This is a genomic window from Mycobacterium sp. TKK-01-0059 (genome assembly GCF_000709305.1).
Classification (GTDB): Bacteria; Actinomycetota; Actinomycetes; order Mycobacteriales; family Mycobacteriaceae; genus Mycobacterium; species Mycobacterium intracellulare.
Genome location: NZ_KL446993.1, coordinates 1,925,653 through 1,946,281, shown reverse-complemented (window position 1 = coordinate 1,946,281; position 20,629 = coordinate 1,925,653). Strand labels below are relative to the sequence as shown.

General features: G+C 65.5%; 18 protein-coding genes. 8 read left to right on the top strand and 10 right to left on the bottom strand.

Translation table 11 applies throughout. The annotated features are described in order from the left end of the window. Nucleotides 1-196: 196 nt before the first annotated feature. Both K883_RS09370 and K883_RS09365 read left to right on the top strand, forming a co-directional pair. Entirely contained in the window at nt 197-1,111 is a 915-nt protein-coding gene (locus K883_RS09370) for an MBL fold metallo-hydrolase (protein ID WP_008262710.1), read from the top strand. 84 nt (nt 1,112-1,195) lie between these two features. After that, nucleotides 1,196-1,825: a hypothetical protein gene (locus K883_RS09365; RefSeq protein WP_008262709.1), complete on the top strand. Its 630-nt coding sequence runs from the start codon at nt 1,196-1,198 to the stop codon at nt 1,823-1,825. A 411-nt stretch (nt 1,826-2,236) separates the two neighbouring features. Here the strand turns inward: K883_RS09365 and K883_RS09360 are convergent, their stop codons facing one another. After that, on the bottom strand, nt 2,237-2,440 hold the full coding sequence (locus K883_RS09360; RefSeq protein ID WP_008262707.1) for a cold-shock protein: 204 nt from the start codon (nt 2,438-2,440) through the stop codon (nt 2,237-2,239). Between the two features lie 450 nt (nt 2,441-2,890). Between K883_RS09360 and K883_RS09355 the strand changes: the two genes are divergently transcribed. From K883_RS09355 to K883_RS09345, 3 genes are read left to right on the top strand one after another with little or no spacing between them, the layout of a single operon-like run. After that, nucleotides 2,891-3,313: an MmpS family transport accessory protein gene (locus K883_RS09355; RefSeq protein WP_014381581.1), complete on the top strand. Its 423-nt coding sequence runs from the start codon at nt 2,891-2,893 to the stop codon at nt 3,311-3,313. Beyond that, entirely contained in the window at nt 3,310-6,195 is a 2,886-nt protein-coding gene (locus tag K883_RS09350) for an MMPL/RND family transporter (protein ID WP_008262699.1), read from the top strand. Before K883_RS09355 ends, K883_RS09350 begins: the two co-directional genes overlap by 4 nt. 5 nt (nt 6,196-6,200) lie before the next feature. Further along, the gene (locus K883_RS09345; protein ID WP_008262697.1) at nt 6,201-6,890 is read left to right on the top strand and encodes a TetR/AcrR family transcriptional regulator; all 690 of its coding nucleotides are present in this window, start codon (nt 6,201-6,203) and stop codon (nt 6,888-6,890) included. Nucleotides 6,891-6,917: 27 nt separating this feature from the next. Here K883_RS09345 and K883_RS09340 read toward each other — a convergent pair whose 3' ends face one another. From K883_RS09340 to K883_RS09300, 9 genes are all read right to left on the bottom strand, one after another. Next, entirely contained in the window at nt 6,918-10,004 is a 3,087-nt protein-coding gene (locus K883_RS09340; RefSeq protein ID WP_008262695.1) for a replicative DNA helicase, read from the bottom strand. A gap of 529 nt (nt 10,005-10,533) precedes the next feature. Further along, nucleotides 10,534-10,992, bottom strand: coding sequence for a 50S ribosomal protein L9 (gene rplI / locus K883_RS09335; protein WP_008262694.1), 459 nt, complete (start codon nt 10,990-10,992; stop codon nt 10,534-10,536). 30 nt (nt 10,993-11,022) lie between these two features. After that, entirely contained in the window at nt 11,023-11,277 is a 255-nt protein-coding gene (gene rpsR / locus K883_RS09330; RefSeq protein WP_003874730.1) for a 30S ribosomal protein S18, read from the bottom strand. 36 nt (nt 11,278-11,313) lie between these two features. Then, nucleotides 11,314-11,832, bottom strand: a complete 519-nt coding sequence (locus K883_RS09325) for a single-stranded DNA-binding protein (RefSeq protein WP_008262692.1) — start codon at nt 11,830-11,832, stop codon at nt 11,314-11,316. Nucleotides 11,833-11,949: 117 nt separating this feature from the next. Beyond that, nucleotides 11,950-12,240, bottom strand: a complete 291-nt coding sequence (gene rpsF / locus K883_RS09320) for a 30S ribosomal protein S6 (RefSeq protein WP_007771721.1) — start codon at nt 12,238-12,240, stop codon at nt 11,950-11,952. Between the two features lie 133 nt (nt 12,241-12,373). After that, complete coding sequence (locus K883_RS09315) at nt 12,374-13,015, bottom strand: DJ-1/PfpI family protein (RefSeq protein ID WP_008262689.1); 642 nt, start codon at nt 13,013-13,015, stop codon at nt 12,374-12,376. Between the two features lies 1 nt (nt 13,016). Beyond that, the gene (locus tag K883_RS09310; protein ID WP_008262687.1) at nt 13,017-14,663 is read right to left on the bottom strand and encodes a glycosyltransferase family 87 protein; all 1,647 of its coding nucleotides are present in this window, start codon (nt 14,661-14,663) and stop codon (nt 13,017-13,019) included. After that, nucleotides 14,660-17,257 (bottom strand): transglycosylase domain-containing protein, encoded by a 2,598-nt coding sequence (locus K883_RS09305; RefSeq protein WP_136244689.1) that lies wholly within the window; start codon nt 17,255-17,257, stop codon nt 14,660-14,662. The genes K883_RS09310 and K883_RS09305 overlap by 4 nt, the downstream gene beginning before the upstream one ends. Then, nucleotides 17,254-17,688, bottom strand: coding sequence for a DUF5318 family protein (locus tag K883_RS09300; protein ID WP_036389608.1), 435 nt, complete (start codon nt 17,686-17,688; stop codon nt 17,254-17,256). Before K883_RS09300 ends, K883_RS09305 begins: the two co-directional genes overlap by 4 nt. A 120-nt stretch (nt 17,689-17,808) precedes the next feature. On the opposite strand from K883_RS09300, the gene K883_RS09295 reads away from it, so the two are divergent. The 3 genes from K883_RS09295 (at nt 17,809) to K883_RS09285 (ending at nt 20,539) form a co-directional block, all read left to right on the top strand. After that, nucleotides 17,809-18,687, top strand: a complete 879-nt coding sequence (locus tag K883_RS09295; RefSeq protein ID WP_008262667.1) for a DUF1707 SHOCT-like domain-containing protein — start codon at nt 17,809-17,811, stop codon at nt 18,685-18,687. 158 nt (nt 18,688-18,845) lie between these two features. Then, on the top strand, nt 18,846-19,388 hold the full coding sequence (locus K883_RS09290) for a PadR family transcriptional regulator (RefSeq protein WP_008262664.1): 543 nt from the start codon (nt 18,846-18,848) through the stop codon (nt 19,386-19,388). Between the two features lie 56 nt (nt 19,389-19,444). After that, nucleotides 19,445-20,539, top strand: a complete 1,095-nt coding sequence (locus tag K883_RS09285) for an inositol-3-phosphate synthase (protein WP_008262662.1) — start codon at nt 19,445-19,447, stop codon at nt 20,537-20,539. Nucleotides 20,540-20,629 lie beyond the last annotated feature (90 nt).

Sequence of the window (20,629 nt, the reverse complement as noted above, 5' to 3'; positions counted from 1 at the left end):
CTGGCCTCGTTGTGATCAACCTGCGAGGGCGCGTGTTCGACTACGCACGCCGGGACACGGACTACGCACTTTCAAGGGCGCGAAGGACTGCCTGGACACGCGAATCTCATGCCGTGCGACCCGGACCGGCATGAATTTTCCACCATTCCTCGCCGGCCCGTTCGGGTCCGCCATTTCAACTATCGAGGAGACGAGAATGAGCCTGGCGCACGCCTCACACGCCCGGATGGCCCCGGCCGACGAGCTGGTGCCGTCGCGCTACGCGGTGCGGGTCGGCGAGATTGACGTGCTGGTGATCAGCGATGGGGTGCTACCGATAACCACCTCGACGTTGGCCACCAACGCCGACCCCGCCGAGCTGGCAGGCTGGCTGGGCGATAACTTCCTGCCGCCTGAGGTGGTCGACTGGCCGCTGAACGTGGTCGTGGTGCGTAGTGGTGACCGGACCATCCTGGTCGACGCCGGGCTGGGCCTGGAGTTCCCGGACTTCCCGCGGGCGGGGCAAACGGCGAAGCGACTGGAGGCCGCCGGGGTCGATCTGGAATCCGTGACCGACGTGGTGCTCACCCACCTGCACATGGATCACGTGGGCGGGCTGCTCACCGAAGGGCTGAAGGACCGGCTGCGTCCGGACCTGCGGATCCACGTGGCGGCCGCAGAAGCCGATTTCTGGGAGGCGCCCGACTTCTCCCACACCACCATGCCGGAGCCGATACCGGACGTGCTTCGCTCGGTCGCCTCGCGATTCCTGGACGAGTACCGCGACCGGCTCCGGACGTTCGAGACGGACTACGAGGTGGCGGCGGGCGTGTTCGTCACCCGCACCGGCGGTCACACCCCCGGGCACAGTGTGGTCCGCCTGGCTTCGGGCGGCGACCGGCTGACATTCGCCGGTGACGCCGTGTTCCAGGTCGGATTCGAAAACCCCGAGTGGCACAACGGATTCGAGCACGACCCCGAGGAGGCGGCCCGCGTTCGGGTGCGTCTCCTGCGGGAGTTGGCCTCGACAGGCGAGTCGCTGGTGGCCACCCACTTGCCGTTCCCGTCAGTGTGCCGGGTCGCGGTCGCCGGCAACGTCTTTCGGTGCGTACCGACCGTCTGGGATTACTGACCGCTCCCGGGTGGTCGCGCCATCGTCGCTGCCGGACTAGGCTATCGCGGTAGCGTCGGCCGACACACGAAGGAGGCGGTCGCATTGACCGACATCATCAACGACGCTTTCTCCCGCCGCGTGTTCATGCGGGGCGCCGCGTTATCGGTGCCGGTCGTGGGCGCCGCGCTCGTCGTACCCGCCGCGTTGGCCGAGCCTTCGGAGTGCAGCGATCCATCCGGCATGGTCGGCAACTGCGCGGTGCAGCTACCCCAGGAATTCACCTCGACGAGTTTCAGCACAACGGCCATCGCCGGAGGTACGAACTACTCGATTCTGTTCAGCACCAAGATCCCGAGAGGCCCGCTCGTACCTTCGGGCGCCACCGGTTACCGCATCCGCAGCGGCAGTGTGTCGGGCACGAAGCAGGACGGAACCCCGTTCCGCCTGACACCAGGGATCGGCGAGGTGGGACCACGGGTCCTCGGAGCACGCTCGGCGTCATCCCTCGGCTTCGCGCTGGATGTGCCGTGGAATGCCGACCAGCTCGTGCGTTCGTTCCTGTACGCCTACGAAGTCGAGTTCTTGACCGGGCTGACGGGAATTCAGACCTGCCCGTACACGACCACCATGACGCTCGCGGACAACGGTATGACCCTCGGCGGTGTCGGCTCGGTGACGTTTTCCCAGCCGAGGCTTACCGATTGCGGCGAGGCACCACCGCCTCCAGAGTGAACCAGTCGCACAGCTTCCGTCGCTATCCCGCTGCTCGGGTTTCGGAATCAGGGATGGTCCTACCCTCGACGAACTTCCACCGCTCAACCAGTGCGTCGCCGAAAACATCGTTCTGCCAATAGAATTTGATGGACATTAGTACTTCGAGTGTGATACGACCCGGCTGTTCGCGATTGAGGCCAGGATTGGGGCCGGCACCTATGGGGTGCAATTGGTCGGCGCGCCAGGAGAGTTCGAGGATCCCGTCCGGTGATTGAGGTCGACGAAGCTGCCGACCGAAGCCCACCGCGGCATGGGTCGCAAATACGTCGCGCAGCTTCTCGACCGAGCCGCGGGGCCGCCGGCCCCGGCCGTAAACGATCTGTGGGCCGACAAGAGTAATCCCTTGCCGGCCCACAGATTACGTAAAGATCAGACCGCGGTCACTCCGGTGGCCTGGGGGCCCTTGGCGCCCTGTCCTACCTCGAACTGAACCCGCTGATTCTCCTCCAGCGTGCGGTAGCCACCGCCCTGGATCTCGGAGTAGTGGACGAAGACGTCCGCACTGCCGTCATCGGGGGCGATGAAGCCGAAGCCCTTTTCGCCGTTGAACCATTTCACGGTTCCTTGCGTCATATTTCTTGTACTTCTTTCGTTTACTTTCGCGAATGCAGAACGCATTCGCCGTTCAGCCTACCCCACAATGGGGGTCCCTAAATCCGTCTTCGACGCTGGAGCCGCGCCGGGGGCACCCGCCGGACGAGATTTCCGCGGCGATCATCACCGTAGGTTGCCAAACGGCGTGGCGGTGGGCGACTCCCTTACGCGCCACTCGACGCGATGCCAATCGACCGGCTCCGACGTGGAGGCCATGCGATCACGGCTCCGTTGCACACACAGCTCGCCACCCCGTCAAGGCCCCCCGGGTCGGTTGGCGTGGTTGACGCGACGGTGTTAGCGTAGCCACCGTCGCTGACTCGGAACCCGAGTTTCGCATCGGTTGGCAGCCATCTTCTCGCGTCAACCGGGCTGTCCGGCGTCTGACTGAACGCAACGAAAGCTGGGGGAACGCACGCGGTGTTTCGAGTGTTGAGACGGTTCTGGATCCCGCTGCTACTGGTGGTGGTCGTGGCACTAGGCGCATACGCGATCACCCGCATCCGGGAGTCCACCGGGCATCACGGCCCGAATCTTGCGGAGGGATCCGGAATTACCGCGAACTTCAATCCGAAGCACATCAGGTACGAGGTCACCGGCGCGGGCGGGACCGCGAATCTCAACTACCTCGACGAGAACGGGCAACCCCATCTCATCGAAAATGCCCCGCTGCCCTGGTCTTTCACGATCGTGACGACGCTGCCGTCGATGTCGGCCAACATCTTGGCCCAGGGCGATCGGGGCACCCACGATCTTCGGTGTCAGGTGACCGTCGACGGTCAGGTGCGTGACAGCAGGGCGAGCACCGACGCCATCAAACCGTTCATCTACTGCTTGGTGAAATCCGTATGAGCAACATGCACACGCAGCCGCACCGCCCGTTCATAGGTCGGATGGTGCGGATCTTCTCGTTACCGATCATCGTGTTCTGGGTGCTCGTCGCGGTGGGCCTGGGCATCTTGACCCCGTCGCTCGATGCCGTCGCGGCGACGCGTTCAGTGCCGATCAGCCCCACCAATTCGGATTCGTATCGGGCGATGCTGCACATCGGCAAGGTGTTTCAGCAGTACGATTCCGACTCCACAGCGATGGTCGTGCTGGAGGGCAAGGACAAGCTCGGCGATGCCGCGCACAAGTTCTACGACAAGATCGTCGCCAAGCTGGAAGCCGATCACGAGCACGTGCAGAACGTCCAGGACTTCTGGAGTGATCCGCTCACCGCGGCGGGCTCTCAGAGCGTGGACGGCAAATCCGCCTACGTGCAGATCTTCCTCAATGGCCCCCAGGGCACGACACCCAGCCACGAGTCGGTGGCAGCGGTGCGTGACATCGTTGCGTCGGTACCAGCGCCGCCGGGTATCAAGGCCCATGTCGCTGGCAATACCGTGCTGAACGCCGACACCAGCGTGGCCGGGCATCAAAGCATGGCGATCATGGAGCTGGTGTCGGTCGGCGTCATCATCGTGATGCTGCTCATCGTCTACCGCTCTGTCGTGACGATGCTGGTGTCTATGGTCATCATCGGGCTGGAACTATTTGCCGCACAGGGCATTACGGCCACAGCGGGCAACCTGAACATCATCGGCTTGACCCCGTACGCGGTGAGCATGGTGACCATGCTGGCCTTGGCCGCCGGGACGGACTACGTGATCTTCCTACTCGGGCGATATCACGAGGAGAGATCGAAAGGCCTCGATTCCGAAGAGGCGTTCTATGTCGCCTATAGCGGTGTCTCGCACGTCATCCTGGGTTCCGGGCTGACCATCGTCGGTGCCTGCTTGTGCCTCACCATGACCACGCTGCCCTACTTCCAGACCATGGGTCTGCCCTGCGCGATCGCGGTTGGGGTGATCATCGCCGCAGCCCTGACGCTGGCGCCTGCGATCCTGACGGTGGCCTCGAAGTTCGGTTTGCTCGACCCCAAGCACAACGTGGTTTCCTCGCCGGGTTGGCGTAAGGTCGGTACCTCCGTGGTGCGCTGGCCCATTCCGATCGTCTTGGTGACCTGCGTGATCGCCGTCGTGGGTTTCGTCGCCTTGATGACGTATGTGCCGCAGTACAACGACCAGAAGTTCACCCCCGCCGATATGCCCGCCAACCAGGCCATGGGCGTCGCGGACCGGCATTTCTCCCAGGCCCGCATGAACCCCGAGCTGTTGATGCTCGAGGCCGATCACGATCTGCGTACCCCCGCCGACATGCTCGTGATCGAAAAGGTCGCCAAGAATGTCTTTCGCATGCGGGGCATCGATCGGGTGCAGACCATCACCCGCCCGCTGGGCGCACCGATCGAGCACAGCTCGATCCCCTTCCTGCTCGGTGCGCAAAACGCCGGCACTCTGCAGGCCGCGAAGTTCAACAACGACAACTCGGCGCAGATGCTCGAACAGGCCGACGAGATGAGCCGGACCATCGCCAACATGCAACGCATGTACACCATCACCAAGGAGATGACCGAAACCACGCACAGCATGGTTGGCAGGACCCACGAGATGGTGGACACCACCAACGAATTGCGGCAAAGCCTCGCCGATTTCGAGGATTTCTTCAGACCCATTCGCAGCTACTTCTACTGGGAAAAGCACTGCTACGACATCCCGATCTGCTTTTCACTGCGGTCAGGCTTCGACACCCTGGACGGAATCGACGCCCTCGCCGACCAAATACAAGGCCTCACTACCGATTTGGATCGGTTGGATCATTTGCTGCCGCAGATGTTGCCGGTGCTGCAGAACACCATCACCTCGATGACGAAAATGCGCGACTTCATGATCGCGACCCATAGCACCCAGGCCGGCACCCAGGCCCAGCAGCAGGAACTGGCCAAAGGCGCGACGGAGATAGGCCTGTACTTCGACCAGGCCAAGAATGACGACTTGTTCTACCTGCCACCAGACGTGTTCGACAATCCCGACTTCAAACGTGGCATGAAGATGTTCATGTCGCCCGATGGCAAGGCAGTCCGGATGATCATCACCCACCAGGGCGACCCGGCCTCGGTGGAGGGTATCGAACACGTGCGGGGCCTCAAAGGTGTTGTCGCAGACGCCCTCAAGGGCACCCCGCTGAGCAATGCCAAGGTCTCACTGGCCGGCACGGCATCGCTGTATGCCGACATGCAGGACGGCGTCGTCACCGACCTCATGATTGCGATCATCGCAGCGATGATCCTGATTTTCGCGATCATGCTGTTGATCACGCGCAGTGTGGTGGCCGCCCTCGTGATCGTCTGCACCGTCGCCGCATCCTTGGGTACCGCGTGTGGTTTGTCGGTGCTGCTCTGGCAGGACATCCTGGGGCTGGGCGTGCAGTGGATCGTGATCCCGTTGTCGATGGTGATCCTGCTGGCAGTGGGTTCGGACTACAATCTCCTGGTGGTCTCGCGCTTCAGGGAAGAGATACACGCCGGGCTCAACACGGGCATCATCCGTGGCATCGGGGCGACCGGACGCGTCGTCACGGCGGCCGGCCTGGTGTTCGCCTTCACGATGATGGCGATGATCGTCAGCGATCTGCGCGTGGTCGGTCAGCTCGGCATGACCATCGGCATCGGCCTGGTGGTCGATACGTTGATCGTGCGGGCGTTTATGACCCCCTCTATCGCCGCCGCGCTGGGCCGCTGGTTCTGGTGGCCGCTCAACACCTTTGAGATCACCAGGCATCGCCGTGGCGGACCCGAACCAACTCCGGTCGACGACGACAACACCGCGCCCCTTGCGACAGCGAGGGCGTGAGAGCCGTGACCGAGTCTGGCAAGCTGGCGGCGGGGTTGGTCGCCGCCGCGGAATGCTTGTCAGACACACAATCAAAACTGCGCCAACGCACCCAAGGCCGGCTCGATCGATCCCGCGATCCCGCGATCCTCGACGCCGCGCTGGCCGCATTGGCCGAAAACGGTTACAACGACACCAATATGAACGACATCGCCGCGCGAGCGGGTGTTGGTAAAGCGGCGATATACCGCCGCTGGGCGTCGAAGGCCGCGTTGATGACCGATGCGCTTGTGTATTGGCGGCCCGACCTCATCGACGACGATGCCCCGGACACCGGCAGCCTTGCCGGTGACTTCGACGCGGTGGTTGAACGTGTGGCGCGCGCCGATGATGACCTGATCTCCAGCGATCTGGTGCTGCGAGTGGCGATGGAGGCGATGCACGATCAGCAGCTCGCATCGGCCCTCGACGAGTTGATGCTGCTGAAGGGCAGGCGCGTGGTGACGGCCATCCTCCGACAGGCCGCGGCTCGCGGCGAGGTCGCACCCGACGGGGACTGGACCCTTATCGCCGACACCTTGACGGGGATGGGGCTGATGCGGGTCATCAGCGGTCAAACCGTCGACGCGAAGTTCGTCCGGAAAGTCATCGACACGCTCATCCTGCCTGCTGTCTGCGCGGCGAACACCAAAGATGGTGGCGGGAGCGCAAAGTAGCGCCTGTTCGACAGACGACGTCGGACGTCACCGCGCCATGTTGGCGAAGCGCGAGAGATGCAACTGGTGGGCGACGGTCACCGTCTTGGTCGGGCCGTTGCGGTGTTTGGCGAGAATGAAATCCGCCTCTCCCCCGCGCGGGTCGTCGCGCTCGAACGCGTCCGGCCGGTTCAGCAGGATCACCATGTCCGCATCCTGCTCCAACGAGTTATGCACGCTGATGCTGTTGGCGACGAAATTATGTGTGCCGCTGACGGTCCCGTCGTAGACGTCTTGTTCTCCAAGACTCGTAATCTCTACAAGTGTGTCCCAATACACGTCGCTTGTTGCCAACGCATGAATTTCACGGTCGTCGATTAATGCCGCAGCACGATGCAGCCTGGACCGGCTCGGCGAGTGCTTCCACATCGTCGATCCGCAGAACTGGATTGCCATCGCCGAGGCGAACTGGCGATGGGTTATCTCCCTGTCAGCCAGAACATTCCGCACGCGCTTCCAGACCTCTCGGGGCACAGTGTCCAGGTTTGGATTCCGCACCAAGCCGTCCAGGTGAGCCAGGACCTGCTGCGCGGCCACCGCTTTCGCACCGTGCACTCCGACATGCCGAAGGAACTTGGCTTGATTCTGCGCCCCGTAGATGTGCAGGTGCCATGAGTCCCGGTAACCAACCTTTTGTGCACGCTTGATCCGCGCGAATACACCCACCCGCAACAGCAATTGCGCTACATCGTCAATGAGCCGTCGGCTGGTTGACGCATAGAAGATCCGCCCTTGACCAACCTTGGCGTCCCACCTGACCGAGCCATCGGTCGCCCACAGGTGACGCAGGAACAACGCCACCTGGTCGTTGGGTGCACGGAAAACAGCTTCCGGCACATGCTTCTCGTGACTGCGCTTTCCGAACAGGCCTAATCCGTCGAGCCACGCCGCGATGGGGTTGCGCCTACCACGCGCTAAGCGATCCGGCGCCGGCAACCGCAACGTTGTGACTCGCGCCGCGGGATACTCGTCTCGAACCGCCTTCACACCAAAATGCGCGGCCGAGCAGGTCACCGCGACCAGGTTCGCCTCGTCGACGGACGCATACCGGATAGGTTGCCTTTTCACACATGAACCATCGCCGATCATGTGCGCGAGCAAAATTACTTCCGCGTCATCCATTCGCTGGGTATCGATGGGCTCCGGAACCCGCCGGGGCGCGGCGATACGATCACCAATCTGCAATCGCTCCAATGGAGTCCAGCCATCAAGTTTCATGAAGGGGTGGTTCCCCGTGGCCTCCACTTCACGTCCGGAGGCCAGCCGCAGCCGAAATACCTCTTTCCGGCCGCTTGGGAACACGTTGATCATCGGGCGGGCAACCATGCGCAGCCGCTCGTCCAGAGACCACACCATGGGGCGCTCGCCGGTCCGCATGAGCTCACCGAATGTGACCTCGACACCGGTGTCGGCGCGCAAGACTCGCGTCGAGGCGGTCAGACACCCCGACTCACGGAGATCGGACAGCATCGGCTTCTTGTCGGTGCGCTGCTCGGGACCACGGTTGAGCTGGCTGATGGCGACGACGGGAACCTCGAGCTCCTTGGCCAAGAGCTTGAGGTGGCGCGAGAATTCGGACACCTCGAGCTGTCGCGACTCGACCTTCTTTCCCGACGACATCAGCTGCAGATAGTCGACCACGACCAGGCGCAGGTCAGCTTTCTGCCGCAGCCGGCGCGCTTTGGCGCGGATCTCCATCATGGTCAGGTTCGGCGAGTCGTCGATATACAGTGGGGCCTCACTGATTTCGCTCATCCGCCGCGCCAGACGCGTCCAGTCCTCGTCGCTCATCCGGCCCGAACGCATATCCGCGAGCTTGATTTTCGCCTCCGCCGACAGCAATCGCATGACGATCTCGGACTTGCTCATCTCCAGGGAGAAGATGACGCTGGCCATCCGGTGCTTGATCGAACACGACCGCAAAAAGTCCAGCCCTAGCGTCGAATTGTGCGTCGGCACCATCCCGCGACCCGCCAGGTACAGGTGCGCGGGATTGTCCACCTCGACGCAGCGGACCGGCACGCTGGCCACTCGGCGTGCCGACTCGATCTGTACTACCGGAACGAGCAGCCCGGTGGCGGACCGCTGTTCGGCGTACCCACCGGCGGACCCCGCTACGACGATTCTGTCCGCACCGGAGCGCAATTGTGCCGACGTGCGAATGCCACCAGAGGTCGGCCACTGATGCGCGGCGTCGGCGACGATCACCGTCCCGTCGGAGAATTCCACCTCGTAGCACGGCCGTCCCAGCATCACCTCGGTGGCGGCCACCACCCGCGTCGGCGTCCCGTCGGCGCCAAGCAGCTCATCACCGACCGCGACATCACCCATCGTCGTCCACCCGGTCGGCGTGGGCAGCGGCGTACCCAATGCCAGGGCCTTCCCCACGCCAGGCCTCGCCGCCACGATGATCATCTGCCCGGCGTGCAGACCGTTGGTCACCTCGTCGAGTTCGGTGAAACCCGTCGGCACGCCGCGCGCCACACCGCCGTTCGACGCGATCGCGTCGATCTCGTCCATCGTCGGCTGCAGCAGATCCTCGAGCGGAACGAAATCCTCCGTCGTCCGCCGGTCGGCCACCTCGTAAATCTCGGCCTGCGCGCGGTCGACCACCTCGGCCACATCGGCACCCTCGGCGCCCGCGTAGCCGTACTGCACCACGCGGGTGCCGGCCTCGACCAGGCGCCGCAGTAGCGCCTTCTCGGCGACGATGGTCGCGTAGTAGCCCGCGTTCGCGGCGGTGGGCACCGTCGAGATCAGTGTGTGCAGATACGGCGCGCCGCCGATCCGGCGCAGCAGGTTGCGGCGGTCCAATTCCGCGGCGACCGTGACGGCGTCGGCCGGCTCACCGCGCCCGTACAGGTCCAGGATCGCGTCGTAGACGTTCTGGTGCGCGGGGCGGTAGAAGTCCCCGGGCCGCAGCCGCTCGAGCACGTCGGCGATGGCGTCCTTGCTCAGCAGCATGCCGCCGAGCACGGCCTGTTCGGCCGCGAGGTCCTGCGGTGGCTGACGTCCGAAGTCCTCGCTGGGCGACGACGCATCCATGCCCGACGTCAGATCATCGACGACCGCCATGGATCCCCTTCTCCCGTGCTCCACTCATCCGAACATACATTCGATAGCCGACATTGAGGGTAGGTCGAGGTCCTGACACCTCCGCCTCAGAGCGCCTCACGCTCGGCGCCGGGACGACGTTAGACGTTGCTGGCTACTAGGTAAAAGGGGTGCTGTTCATGAAGCTGTGCATCGTGTGTGCATATACATCGACACCTGTGTTGAGCGGGGTGTGGAGAACCTGTGGATTAAAGCAAAGGGCCAGGACATCGGTGCAGATACCGGCCATACAACGCCATGAAAACCATGTGGACAAGAATCTCTACGGCGTGTCGGGCCCGGTTACCGTCCCGGGCGTGTTGGCTTTCCGCCACATTTTCCCAGCGTTACGGGCCGGTAACGCGGGCCGTTCGGCTGGACCCCAGAAATAGTTCGCTAGGGAGCACGTCCGCGACCGCCCGGGGCAAACGGCGGCCGCAAGCACGCAGTGCAACGAAGCCCGGCGGCGGCCGATCAGGGCCACCGCCGGGAATGAGCAAATGTCGGGCGCTTAGCTCTGCGCGACCACTTCGAGCGCGACCTCGACGTCGACCTCGGGGTGCAGGTGCACCGCCACCGGGTGCGTACCGAGGGCTTTGATGTGCGACTTCGGCAGCCGGACGATCCGTTTGTCCAGGTTGGGACCGCCGGCCTTCTTGATCGCGGCGACGACGTCGCCGGCGGTCACCGAGCCGAACAGCTTCCCGGAATCGGCCGCGGTCTTCACCGGCAGCGAGACCGGTCCCAGCGCCTCGATCGCCGTCTTGAGTTCGTTGGCGTGGCCGAGGTCGCGCACCGCCTTGGTTTCGCGGGCCCGGCGGATGTCGTCGGCCTGCTTCTGCGCGCCCCGCGAGGCCACGATCGCCAGTCCGCGCGGGAGCAGGTAGTTGCGGCCGTAGCCATCCTTGACCTCGACAGTGTCGCCGACGGTACCGAGGTGGTCGACGTCAGCCGTCAGAATCAGCTTCATCGTTTGTAACTTTCAGTTGGCCTTCGGCGCCTACCGCGCCGAGGAGGTGAAGGGCAGCAGCGCCACTTCGCGGGCATTCTTCACCGCGATGGCGATGTCGCGTTGGTGCTGCACACAGTTGCCGGTGACGCGACGCGCACGGATCTTGCCGCGCTCACTGATGTAGGTGCGCAGCAGCGCGGTGTCCTTGTAGTCGATCGCTTGATCCTTCTTGGCGCAGAAGACACACTTCCGCGCCTTGACCGGCTTTTCCGGAGCCGGGCGCCGCTTGTTGGACTTGGCCATGTCTGTCTTTCTTTCCCTTTTCTACTGCTGAAGTTCTTAGAAGGGCGGTTCGTCGTCGCCGCCGCCGAACGAGCCCGATGCCGGCGCGCTGCCCCACGGGTCGTCGGCCGGTGCGCTGGTCGCGGGCGCCGCCTGCTGGCGGGATCCGCCGCCGCCACCACCGCCGAAGCCGCCGCCGCCACCGCCACTGCGCGAGGCCTTGTTGACCTTGGCCGTGGCATAGCGCAGCGAGGGGCCGATCTCGTCGACCTCGACCTCGACGACGGTGCGCTTCTCACCTTCGCGGGTCTCGAACGAACGCTGCTTGAGCCGGCCCGTGACGATCACACGGGAGCCGCGGGTGAGGCTTTCGGCGACGTTCTCTGCGGCTTCCCGCCAGATGTTGCATCGCAGGAACAGCGCCTCGCCGTCCTTCCACTCCCCGCTCTGGCGGTCATAGATCCGAGGCGTCGACGCCACTGTGAAATTCGCGACGGCGGCACCCGACGGAGTGAACCGCAGTTCAGGGTCTGCGGTCAGGTTTCCGACGACGGTGATAGTGGTGTCACCAGCCACAGTTTCCTCCTCGTTCCACGCTGTTGCTCGCCGCTCCGGTAGTGGATGTCATGAGCGTGTCCTCGCTGAGCCTACGCAGGTGCACCCCGCCGTGGGTCCACGGCGCGGCCACGATTGTTAGTGCTTGTCGGTGCGCATCACCTTGGTGCGCAATACCGACTCGTTGAGGCTGAGCTGGCGGTCGAGCTCGGACACCGTCGCGGGCTCGGCTTTCAGGTCGACGACAACGTAGATGCCTTCGGCGTGCTTGGCGATCTCGTAGGCCAGCCGGCGCCGGCCCCAGATGTCGACCTTGTCGACGGATCCGCCATCCTTGCGGACGACGTTCAGGAACGTCTCCAAGGACGGGGCAACGGTGCGCTCGTCGAGCGTGGGGTCAAGAATGACCATGATTTCGTATGGACGCATGGAAACCTCACCACCTCCTCTGGTCTCAAGCGGCCACGGTCGATCCGTGGCAGGAGGGTCGCCTGCGTCGGCAACCGCCCCAGGCTACCGGATACCGGGCTGACCAGAAAATCCGCGCGACGGGACAACCCCGCTACCGCCGGGCGGCCATGTATTCCTTGACCCTGGCCAGCGTCGCCGGATCGGCCTTGGCGAGCGCACCGGAATCGAAGGGCGGCTGCGGGTCGTATTCGATGAGCAGCTGGGCGGCCTGCGCCCCCTGGCGGTCGACGAGCAACTCCACCAGCCGCAACGCCATGTCGATGCCGCTGGACACCCCGGCCGCGGTGATGATCCGCTGCGGCAGGTGCTCGACGACCCGCTCGGGCACGTAGCGCGCGCCCAAATTGTTGAGCAGGTCGGCGGCGCCCCAGTGGGTGGTGGCGGTCAACCCCTCGAGCAGTCCGGCCGCAGCCAACAGCAATGAGCCGGTGCAGACCGAGGTGGTGAACCTGGTGTTCGGATGCACCGCCCGCAGCCAGTCCCGGATGGCCTCGTCGTGGATCAGTTGGCGGGTACCGATGCCGCCGGGAAACACCACCACCTCCGGGGCGCTCACCTCATCGAAAGTGGCGTCGCAGGTGACGCCGAGCATTCCGTTGTCGGTCCGCACCTCACCGCGGCGGTGCCCGACGAATGCGACCTCGATCGACGGAATGCGTTGCAGCACCTCGTAGGGCCCCACCGCGTCCAGAGCGGTGAAGCGCGGAAAGATCGGGATGGCGACCTGGGTCATGTCATGGCGCCAGTGCCGGTTGTTCGTCGGCGTCCTCGGGCACGGGGGCGCTCGCGCGGCGTGAGCCCACCGGCCGCAGCCAGTCCGGAAGCCAGCCCGGCGGGGCGTCGGGTGCGCGGTCGAACGGCCCGCCCGCCGGGTCGTCCACCCGTCCGCCCCAGCGCACCAAATCCTCGTCGGGCCGGTAGATCTGGCGGATCACCAGCGCGCACAACGCGATGACGGCGACGTCACGCAACAGCACCGTGGTGGTGAAGAACTGCTCGGGCAGCGAACGATTGGGATTGCCGTACAGGTAATACATCCGCGGCACCCACACCAGCGCGTCGATGGTCATCCACGCCAAGAGCACCCGGCGATGCGGCAGAGCCAGCACCGCCAGGGGCACCAGCCACAGCGAGAACTGCGGACTCCACACCTTGTTGGTCAGCAGGAAAGCCGCCACCACCAAGAACACGACCTGCGCCACGCGCGGTCGCCGCGGAGCGGTCAGGATGATGAATGCGATTGCCGCACAACACGTCACGAACAGCACAGCGACGACCGTGTTCAACACCGTCGGCGGTTGCCAGAAACCCAGCTTGGGATCGAAACCCCGCCAGCCGGTGAACGACTTCACGACGTTGTACAACGAGTCCATGTCGTCGCCGCGTCGCGTATTGAGCCGGAAGAACTCCGACCATCCGCGCGGAAAGAACACCAGCACGGGCAGGTTCACCAGCAGCCAGGTCACCACGGCCGCCGCCGCGGTGCGGCCCCACGCCCGCAGCCGCCCGGTCCGGATTCCCAGCAGCAGCATGGGACCCAAGAACAGCAACGGGTACAGCTTTGCCGCCGCCCCCAACCCGATCAGCACACCGGCCAGCATCGGCCTGCGCCGCGCCCAGGCCAGCAATCCGGCCATCGCGAAACCCGTTGCCAGCGCGTCGAAGTTCGTGAAGATCTGAAAGATCAGCACCGGCGACGCCGCCACCAGGGCCGCATCCCAGACCCGCCGCCCGGCCAGGCCCGCGGACGCCCAGACGGTGGCCAGCCAGGCCAGCGCGAGTCCGAACGCCGAGACGTTGAAGAACATCACGACCTCGGCGACCACTGGAAGCGGGGCCAGCTTGCTCAGCGCCGTGTAGGTCTTGGCCAGCGCCATCGACACGTACTGGTACATCCCCGTCAGCACGGGATACTCCATGTACCGCACCGCGGGCCTGCCGTCGTAGCGGATCTGCTGGGCGCCGGTGGAGTCGGTCTCGATCCAGCTCGACTTGTACGGAAATTTGCCCTGGCTCAACAGCTCCGCGCCGTAGAGCGGCACCGTGTCGGAATAGCACAGCTCGTAGTAGGCGCGCTGGTTGTCCCAATTGGCCACGCGCTGATCGCCGGTGCCGGTGCCGGTGCTTTGCAGGCAGGCCGCCTTGGTCGACCAGCCGAGCGCCAAGAAGACCAGCCCGATCAGGAACATCACCCGCAGCGGCGTCATCAACCGAGCGCGGCCGATCAGCGCGTGGCGGCCGACGGGACCCCCGACGACATCGGCGAGCGCGGCGCCCAGAAAGTCGGTGCGGCTCGGGCAGTCTCGGTTGTCGGCGCTGCGCAGGTCCGCGGCCAACGGCCGCGGTGAAATGGTGGCGCCGTGTTCCGCGTCCCCGGTCACGGCGGCGGGGGCGGCGCTTGGGGCCCACCCGGCGGGACACCGCCGCCCGGCTCCGGAGCACCCGGCGGGCCGCCGCCGGGCGGCGGTGGCGCGAGCGTGATCGTCGTGGGCGGTCCGACCGGGATGGTGATGCCCGGCGCCACTTCGATGGTCGGCTGAATGACGGTTTCGGCCGGCGGCTTCGGCGGGGGCGGCGGCGCCGGCACGCCCGCGTAGCCGCCGATCTCGGTCGGCTTGGGGAAGGATTCATTGGACGTGCCCTTGAGCGCGCCGTCCATGGTGGCCTTCCAGATATCGGATGGCAGCCCCGAGCCGTAAACCGGTGCGCCCGAAGCCGTTACGAGCGGTTCGTCACCTTTGGCGGTGCCCAGCCACACGGCCGTCGACAGCGACGGCGTGTAGCCGACCATCCAGGCGTCCTTGTCCGAGTTGGTGTCACCCAGCTGCGTGGTGCCGGTCTTGGCCGCCGATGGCCTGCCGCCGGCCAGCGCGTGGCCGCGCGAGTAGCTGGCGATCGGTGCCATGGCGGCGGTGACGTTGTCGGCGACGGCCTTGGGGATGCGCTGCTCGCCGTTGTCCTCGGACTTGCTCGCATCGAACAGCACCTGGCCGTCGGAATTGACCACCTTCTGCACGAAATGCGGCCGATGATAGACGCCGGAGGCGGCTAGCGTGGCATACGCCGAGGCCATGTCGATCACCCGGGTTTGATACTGGCCCAGCACGATTCCGTTGTTCGGTGGTCCGCCCTTGCCGTCCTCGGACAGGGTGTGGGGGACGCCGGGGAAGCTGGTCGCGACGCCGGCCCGGTGCGCGGCGTCGGCCACGGCCTGCGGTCCGCCCTTGAGCTTGAGCATCAGCCGGTAATACGAGGTGTTCAACGATTGCTTGAGCGCCTGGGCGATGTTGCACGTCCCGCAGCTTTCGCCCTCGACGTTCGTGATCTTGATGCCGTCGACGGTCAACGGCGAACTGTCCACCTGATAACCCAGGCCGATCCCCTGCTCGAGCGCGGCGATCAGGCAGAACACCTTGAACGAGGACCCAGTCTGCAATCCGGCCTGAGCGAAGTCGAAGCCGTTGGCGTCGCTGCCGCCGTAGTAGGCGCGGATCGAGCCGTCGTGCGGATCGACCGACACCACCGCCGTGCGCATGTCGGGGTCTTGGCCGTCGAGGTATTTCGACACGGCCTTCTCGGCGGCCTGCTGGGCCTTGGGGTCGATGGTGGTGGTGACCTGAAGCCCCTGGGTGTTCAGCGTCCGTTCGTCGATGTTGAACAGATCCATCAGTTCTCGGGTCACCTGGCGCTCGATGAGCCCGTTGGGCCCGGTCGTCTGGTTCTGTGCGCGCGCCTGATCGGGCGGCACGGTCTGCGGGAACACCTGCGCGGCACGGTCGTTCGACGACAGCGCCTTGGTCTCCACCATGCCGTCGAGCACCCAGTTCCACCGCGCCAGGGCGCCCTTGGGGTCGACGGCCGGGTCCAGGGTGGAGGGCCGCCGAATGAGGGCCGCCAGCAGTGCCCCCTCCGATACGGTGAGCTGCTCGACCGGCTTGTCGAAGTAGGCCTTCGATGCCGCGGAGATGCCGTACGCGCCGCGCCCGAAGTAGATGATGTTCAGATAGGACTGCAGCACTTCGTCTTTCGACCACTCCCCCGACATCTTGGTGGCGATGACCAACTCCTTGGCCTTGCGCATCAGGCCGCTGATGCCGTGCTGCGCCGACCCGACGAGGGCGTTCTTCACGTATTGCTGGGTGATCGTCGATCCACCCTGCAGGTCCCCGCTGCCGAAGAGGTTGTTGTTCACCGCCCGTGCGAAGCCGCTGAAGTCGAAGCCGGGGTTGGAATAAAAGTTGCGGTCTTCGGCGGCGATCACCGCCTGGCGGACGTGCACGGGCACTTGGTTGAGGTTGACGTCGACCCGATTACCTTCCGGCGGAATGATTTTGGCGATCTCCGAGCCGTCGCTGGCCAGGATGGTCGACACCTGGTTGGTGCGAAGGTCCCCCGGCTTGGGAATGTCGACGATGAAGTACGCCATCGCGAAGGTGACGATCGGTAACAGCACCAGCACGGCCGCACACAGGTAGGCGGCGCGGCGCACCCACAGCCAGTTGATCTGCTGGGTCCAGGCCCAGTCGCGCCACGGCCCGGCCGCCCGCCTGCCCGGCCCGTCGGATCCGCCGGGCCGCCCAGGCCGCGGCGGCGGAGGAGGTCCGCCGGGTGGGCGACCTCCGGAGCCGGCGCGCTGCTGCCGGCCCGACGCCGGCCCGCGGCTGTCCAAGGCGGCCTTGACCTCGTCGATCGCGTCACGGCGCAAGGGCGCCGACGGCGGGCCGGCCAAGGCGGCTTTGACTTCGTCGATCGGGTCGGAGCGCCGCGGCGCCCGGTCGTCTCTGACCGCCGGCAGGATCGTGGTCAGGCGATCGTCGGGCGGCCCCTGCCGGCGGCGGTTGGACGGTCGCGGCGCATTGCGCTGTCCGGGATCCTGCGGACGGTCGTCGTTGTCGCGGTTGCCCACCCGCTCGGCCCCTGGCCCACGTTCGTCACCGGACGACTGGCTGTGCCGTCCTTCGTCATTCGAGCTCATTCAGTGGCCGTGCGGGCGCCGTTGCGCGCCGCCCGCGAGCGCCCGCTGCCCCTGGGAGGAGATGCCGGGCGCGCCGCGCCGAGCACGTATGACTTGACGAGGTGGTTCCAGCTGCACGTGCGGCACACCTCCACCACGTGGACCGCGAACTCCTCGAAGCGGGTGGCCAGCATCACCAACTCCTCGGCGGTCCGCGCCGAGCCCGAGACCGGGCCCAGGTGTTCGCCGAACACCCACGAGACCAGGGTCAGCTGCTCCTTGCGGCAGATCGGGCACATGACCTGGCTCGGTTTCCCGTGAAACTTGGCGGCGCGCAGCAGATACGGGTTCGCGTCACACACCTCGGACACGCCCGTCCGGCCCGAATACACCTGGGCCAGCAGTGAGCGCCGCCGAAGCGCGTAATCCACCACTTGTCGCTGCAGTCGCACGCCCACCAGAGTACGACGCCATCCCGACCAGTGATACGCAACCAAAACTGTGGCGGGCCTGCCGCGGTGCTCGGTGTCGATTTCTGCGCCCAACCCGAGCCGGACTTCTACGATCATCCCGTGGCGAAATGGCTCGGGACACCGCTGGCCGGCGGGTTGACGGCGTCCACCCGCGCCAGGGACAGCGACCGTCAGGACACCTGCACGATCCTCGACAACGCGCTGAGCGACGGCGAGGTCTCCGCCGAGGAGCATCGGGAAAGGGTCAGCGCGGCCACCAAGGCGGTGACGCTGGGCGACCTGCAGGCTCTGGTGCGCGATCTGCAATCCAACACCGGGCGGGAACTGCCCGCCCTCGACTCGCGGCCCCGGCGATCGCGGCTGGGCGGGTGGGCCACACCGGCCGCCGCCTTCGTCGTCTCGGTCCTGCTGGGCATGGGCATCGGATGGGGCCTCTACGGCAACACCCGCTCGCCGCTGGACTTCACCACGGACCCGGGAGCGAAGCCCGACGGCGTCGCCGCCGTGGTCCTGACGCCGCCGACGCAACTGCACTCGGTCGGCGGGCTCACGGGATTGCTCGAGCAGATGCGCAAACGGTTCGGCGACACCATGGGCTACCGGCTGGTGATCTACCCGACGTATGCGGCGTTGGACCGCCCGGACCCCTCCGACGACCGGCGGATCCTCGCCTACACCTACCGGGGCGGATGGGGCGATCCGACCAGCTCGGCCAAGAGTTCCTCGGACGGTCCGGCGCCGGTCGACCTGAGCAAATTCGACGTCAACGCGGCGGTGGGCATCATGCGCGGCGCCCCGCAGACCCTGCGCATGAAGCCGTCCGACGTGAAATCGACGTACCTGATCGTCGAGCCGGCAAAAGACCCGACCACACCCGGGGCGCTGACGCTGTCGCTCTATGTCTCCAGTGACTACGGCGGCGGCTACATCGCATTCGGCGGTGACGGCACCGTCAAACAGATGAGTTTGCCCACGTAACGCCTGTCCCCCGGCGTAACTCGACCCCCTCGTGGGCTGTGACGAATTGCAAACCAACACCGAGTGGTGTTGTGGCTAATATATCGGGACGATACGATTGCGCGAGGCGTCGGACCGTCGTAACTAGCCATGCAAACCGTCTTGTGAGGGGGTGAATCGTGCTGGAGCTTGCCATCCTGGGTCTCCTCATCGAGTCGCCCATGCACGGCTACGAGTTGCGCAAACGGCTGACCGGTTTACTCGGCGCGTTCCGGGCGTTTTCGTACGGTTCGCTCTACCCGGCCCTGCGTCGCATGCAGGGCGAAGGGTTGATCGCCGAGGACGCCGCGCCGGCCGGGACGCCTGTCCGGCGGGCCCGGCGCGTTTACCAGTTGACCGACGAGGGCCGTCGGCGTTTCGGTGAGCTGGTGGCCGACACCGGTCCGCACAACTACACCGACGACGGCTTCGGGGTACACCTGGCCTTCTTCAACCGGACTCCGGCAGAGGCGCGGATGCGCATTCTGGAAGGCCGCCGCCGTCAGGTCGAGGAACGGCGGGAGGGCCTGCGTGAAGCCGTGGCGCGGGCCAGTAGCTCGTTCGACCGCTACACCCGCCAGCTTCATCAATTGGGGCTCGAGTCCAGTGAGCGCGAAGTCAAGTGGCTCAACGAGCTCATTGCTGCGGAGCGGGCTATGCCCGGCCTCTCCGAGCAAACATAATCCCCCGCACGAACCCAGCATCCCAGTCAGAGGTCAGAGGTTAGGAGAACGCCCATATGAGTGAGCAGAACGCGCCGCTTGCGTCGACGGAGGTACGAGTCGCCATTGTCGGCGTCGGTAACTGCGCGTCTTCGCTGGTTCAGGGCGTGCAGTACTACTACGACGCCGACGAGAACAGCACCGTGCCCGGCTTGATGCACGTGAAGTTCGGCCAGTACCACGTGCGCGACGTGAAGTTCGTCGCCGCGTTCGACGTGGACGCCAAGAAGGTCGGGTTCGACCTGTCCGAGGCCATCTTCGCCTCGGAGAACAACACCATCAAGATCGCCGACGTGCCCCCCACCAACGTGACGGTGCAGCGCGGCCCGACGCTGGACGGCATCGGCAAGTACTACGCCGACACCATCGAGGTGTCCGACGCCGACCCCGTCGACGTGGTCAAAGCGCTGCGCGAGGCCAACGTCGACGTGCTGGTGTCCTACCTGCCGGTGGGCTCGGAGGAGGCCGACAAGTTCTACGCCCAGTGCGCCATCGACGCCGGCGTGGCGTTCGTCAACGCGCTGCCGGTGTTCATCGCCTCGGACCCGGTGTGGGCCAAGAAGTTCGCCGACGCCGGTGTGCCGATCGTGGGCGACGACATCAAGAGCCAGGTCGGCGCGACCATCACCCACCGCGTGATGGCCAAGCTGTTCGAGGACCGCGGCGTGCAGCTGGACCGCACCATGCAGCTCAACGTCGGCGGCAACATGGACTTCCTCAACATGCTCGAGCGCGAGCGGCTGGAGTCCAAGAAGATCTCCAAGACGCAGGCCGTGACCTCCAACCTGCAGCGCGAGTTCAAGACCAAAGACGTGCACATCGGCCCGTCCGATCACGTCGGCTGGCTCGACGACCGCAAGTGGGCCTACGTCCGGCTCGAGGGCCGGGCCTTCGGTGACGTGCCGCTGAACCTGGAGTACAAGCTCGAGGTCTGGGACTCGCCGAACTCCGCCGGCGTCATCATCGACGCGGTGCGCGCCGCCAAGATCGCCAAGGACCGCGGCATCGGCGGCCCGGTGATCCCGGCGTCGGCCTACCTGATGAAGAGCCCGCCGCAGCAGCTGCCCGACGACATCGCGCGCACCCAGCTCGAAGAGTTCATTTCGGGCTAACGCTCCTTTCTTGCTCCGCGAACGTCGAGTTGTTGCGGCGACACGCCGTGCAGGCGCCCAACAACTCGACGTTCGGCCGGGGTTGAGGGC

Excerpts from the sequence above, each read along its gene's own strand:
- K883_RS09370 (WP_008262710.1), top strand. The coding sequence starts at position 197 with ATGAGCCTGGCGCACGCCTCACACGCCCGGATGGCCCCGGCCGACGAG.
- K883_RS09360 (WP_008262707.1), bottom strand. The coding sequence starts at position 2,440 with ATGACGCAAGGAACCGTGAAATGGTTCAACGGCGAAAAGGGCTTCGGC.
- K883_RS09350 (WP_008262699.1), top strand. The coding sequence starts at position 3,310 with ATGAGCAACATGCACACGCAGCCGCACCGCCCGTTCATAGGTCGGATG.
- K883_RS09340 (WP_008262695.1), bottom strand. The coding sequence starts at position 10,004 with ATGGCGGTCGTCGATGATCTGACGTCGGGCATGGATGCGTCGTCGCCC.
- rplI (WP_008262694.1), bottom strand. The coding sequence starts at position 10,992 with ATGAAGCTGATTCTGACGGCTGACGTCGACCACCTCGGTACCGTCGGC.
- rpsR (WP_003874730.1), bottom strand. The coding sequence starts at position 11,277 with ATGGCCAAGTCCAACAAGCGGCGCCCGGCTCCGGAAAAGCCGGTCAAG.
- rpsF (WP_007771721.1), bottom strand. The coding sequence starts at position 12,240 with ATGCGTCCATACGAAATCATGGTCATTCTTGACCCCACGCTCGACGAG.
- K883_RS09315 (WP_008262689.1), bottom strand. The coding sequence starts at position 13,015 with ATGACCCAGGTCGCCATCCCGATCTTTCCGCGCTTCACCGCTCTGGAC.
- K883_RS09305 (WP_136244689.1), bottom strand. The coding sequence starts at position 17,257 with ATGAGCTCGAATGACGAAGGACGGCACAGCCAGTCGTCCGGTGACGAA.
- K883_RS09285 (WP_008262662.1), top strand. The coding sequence starts at position 19,445 with ATGAGTGAGCAGAACGCGCCGCTTGCGTCGACGGAGGTACGAGTCGCC.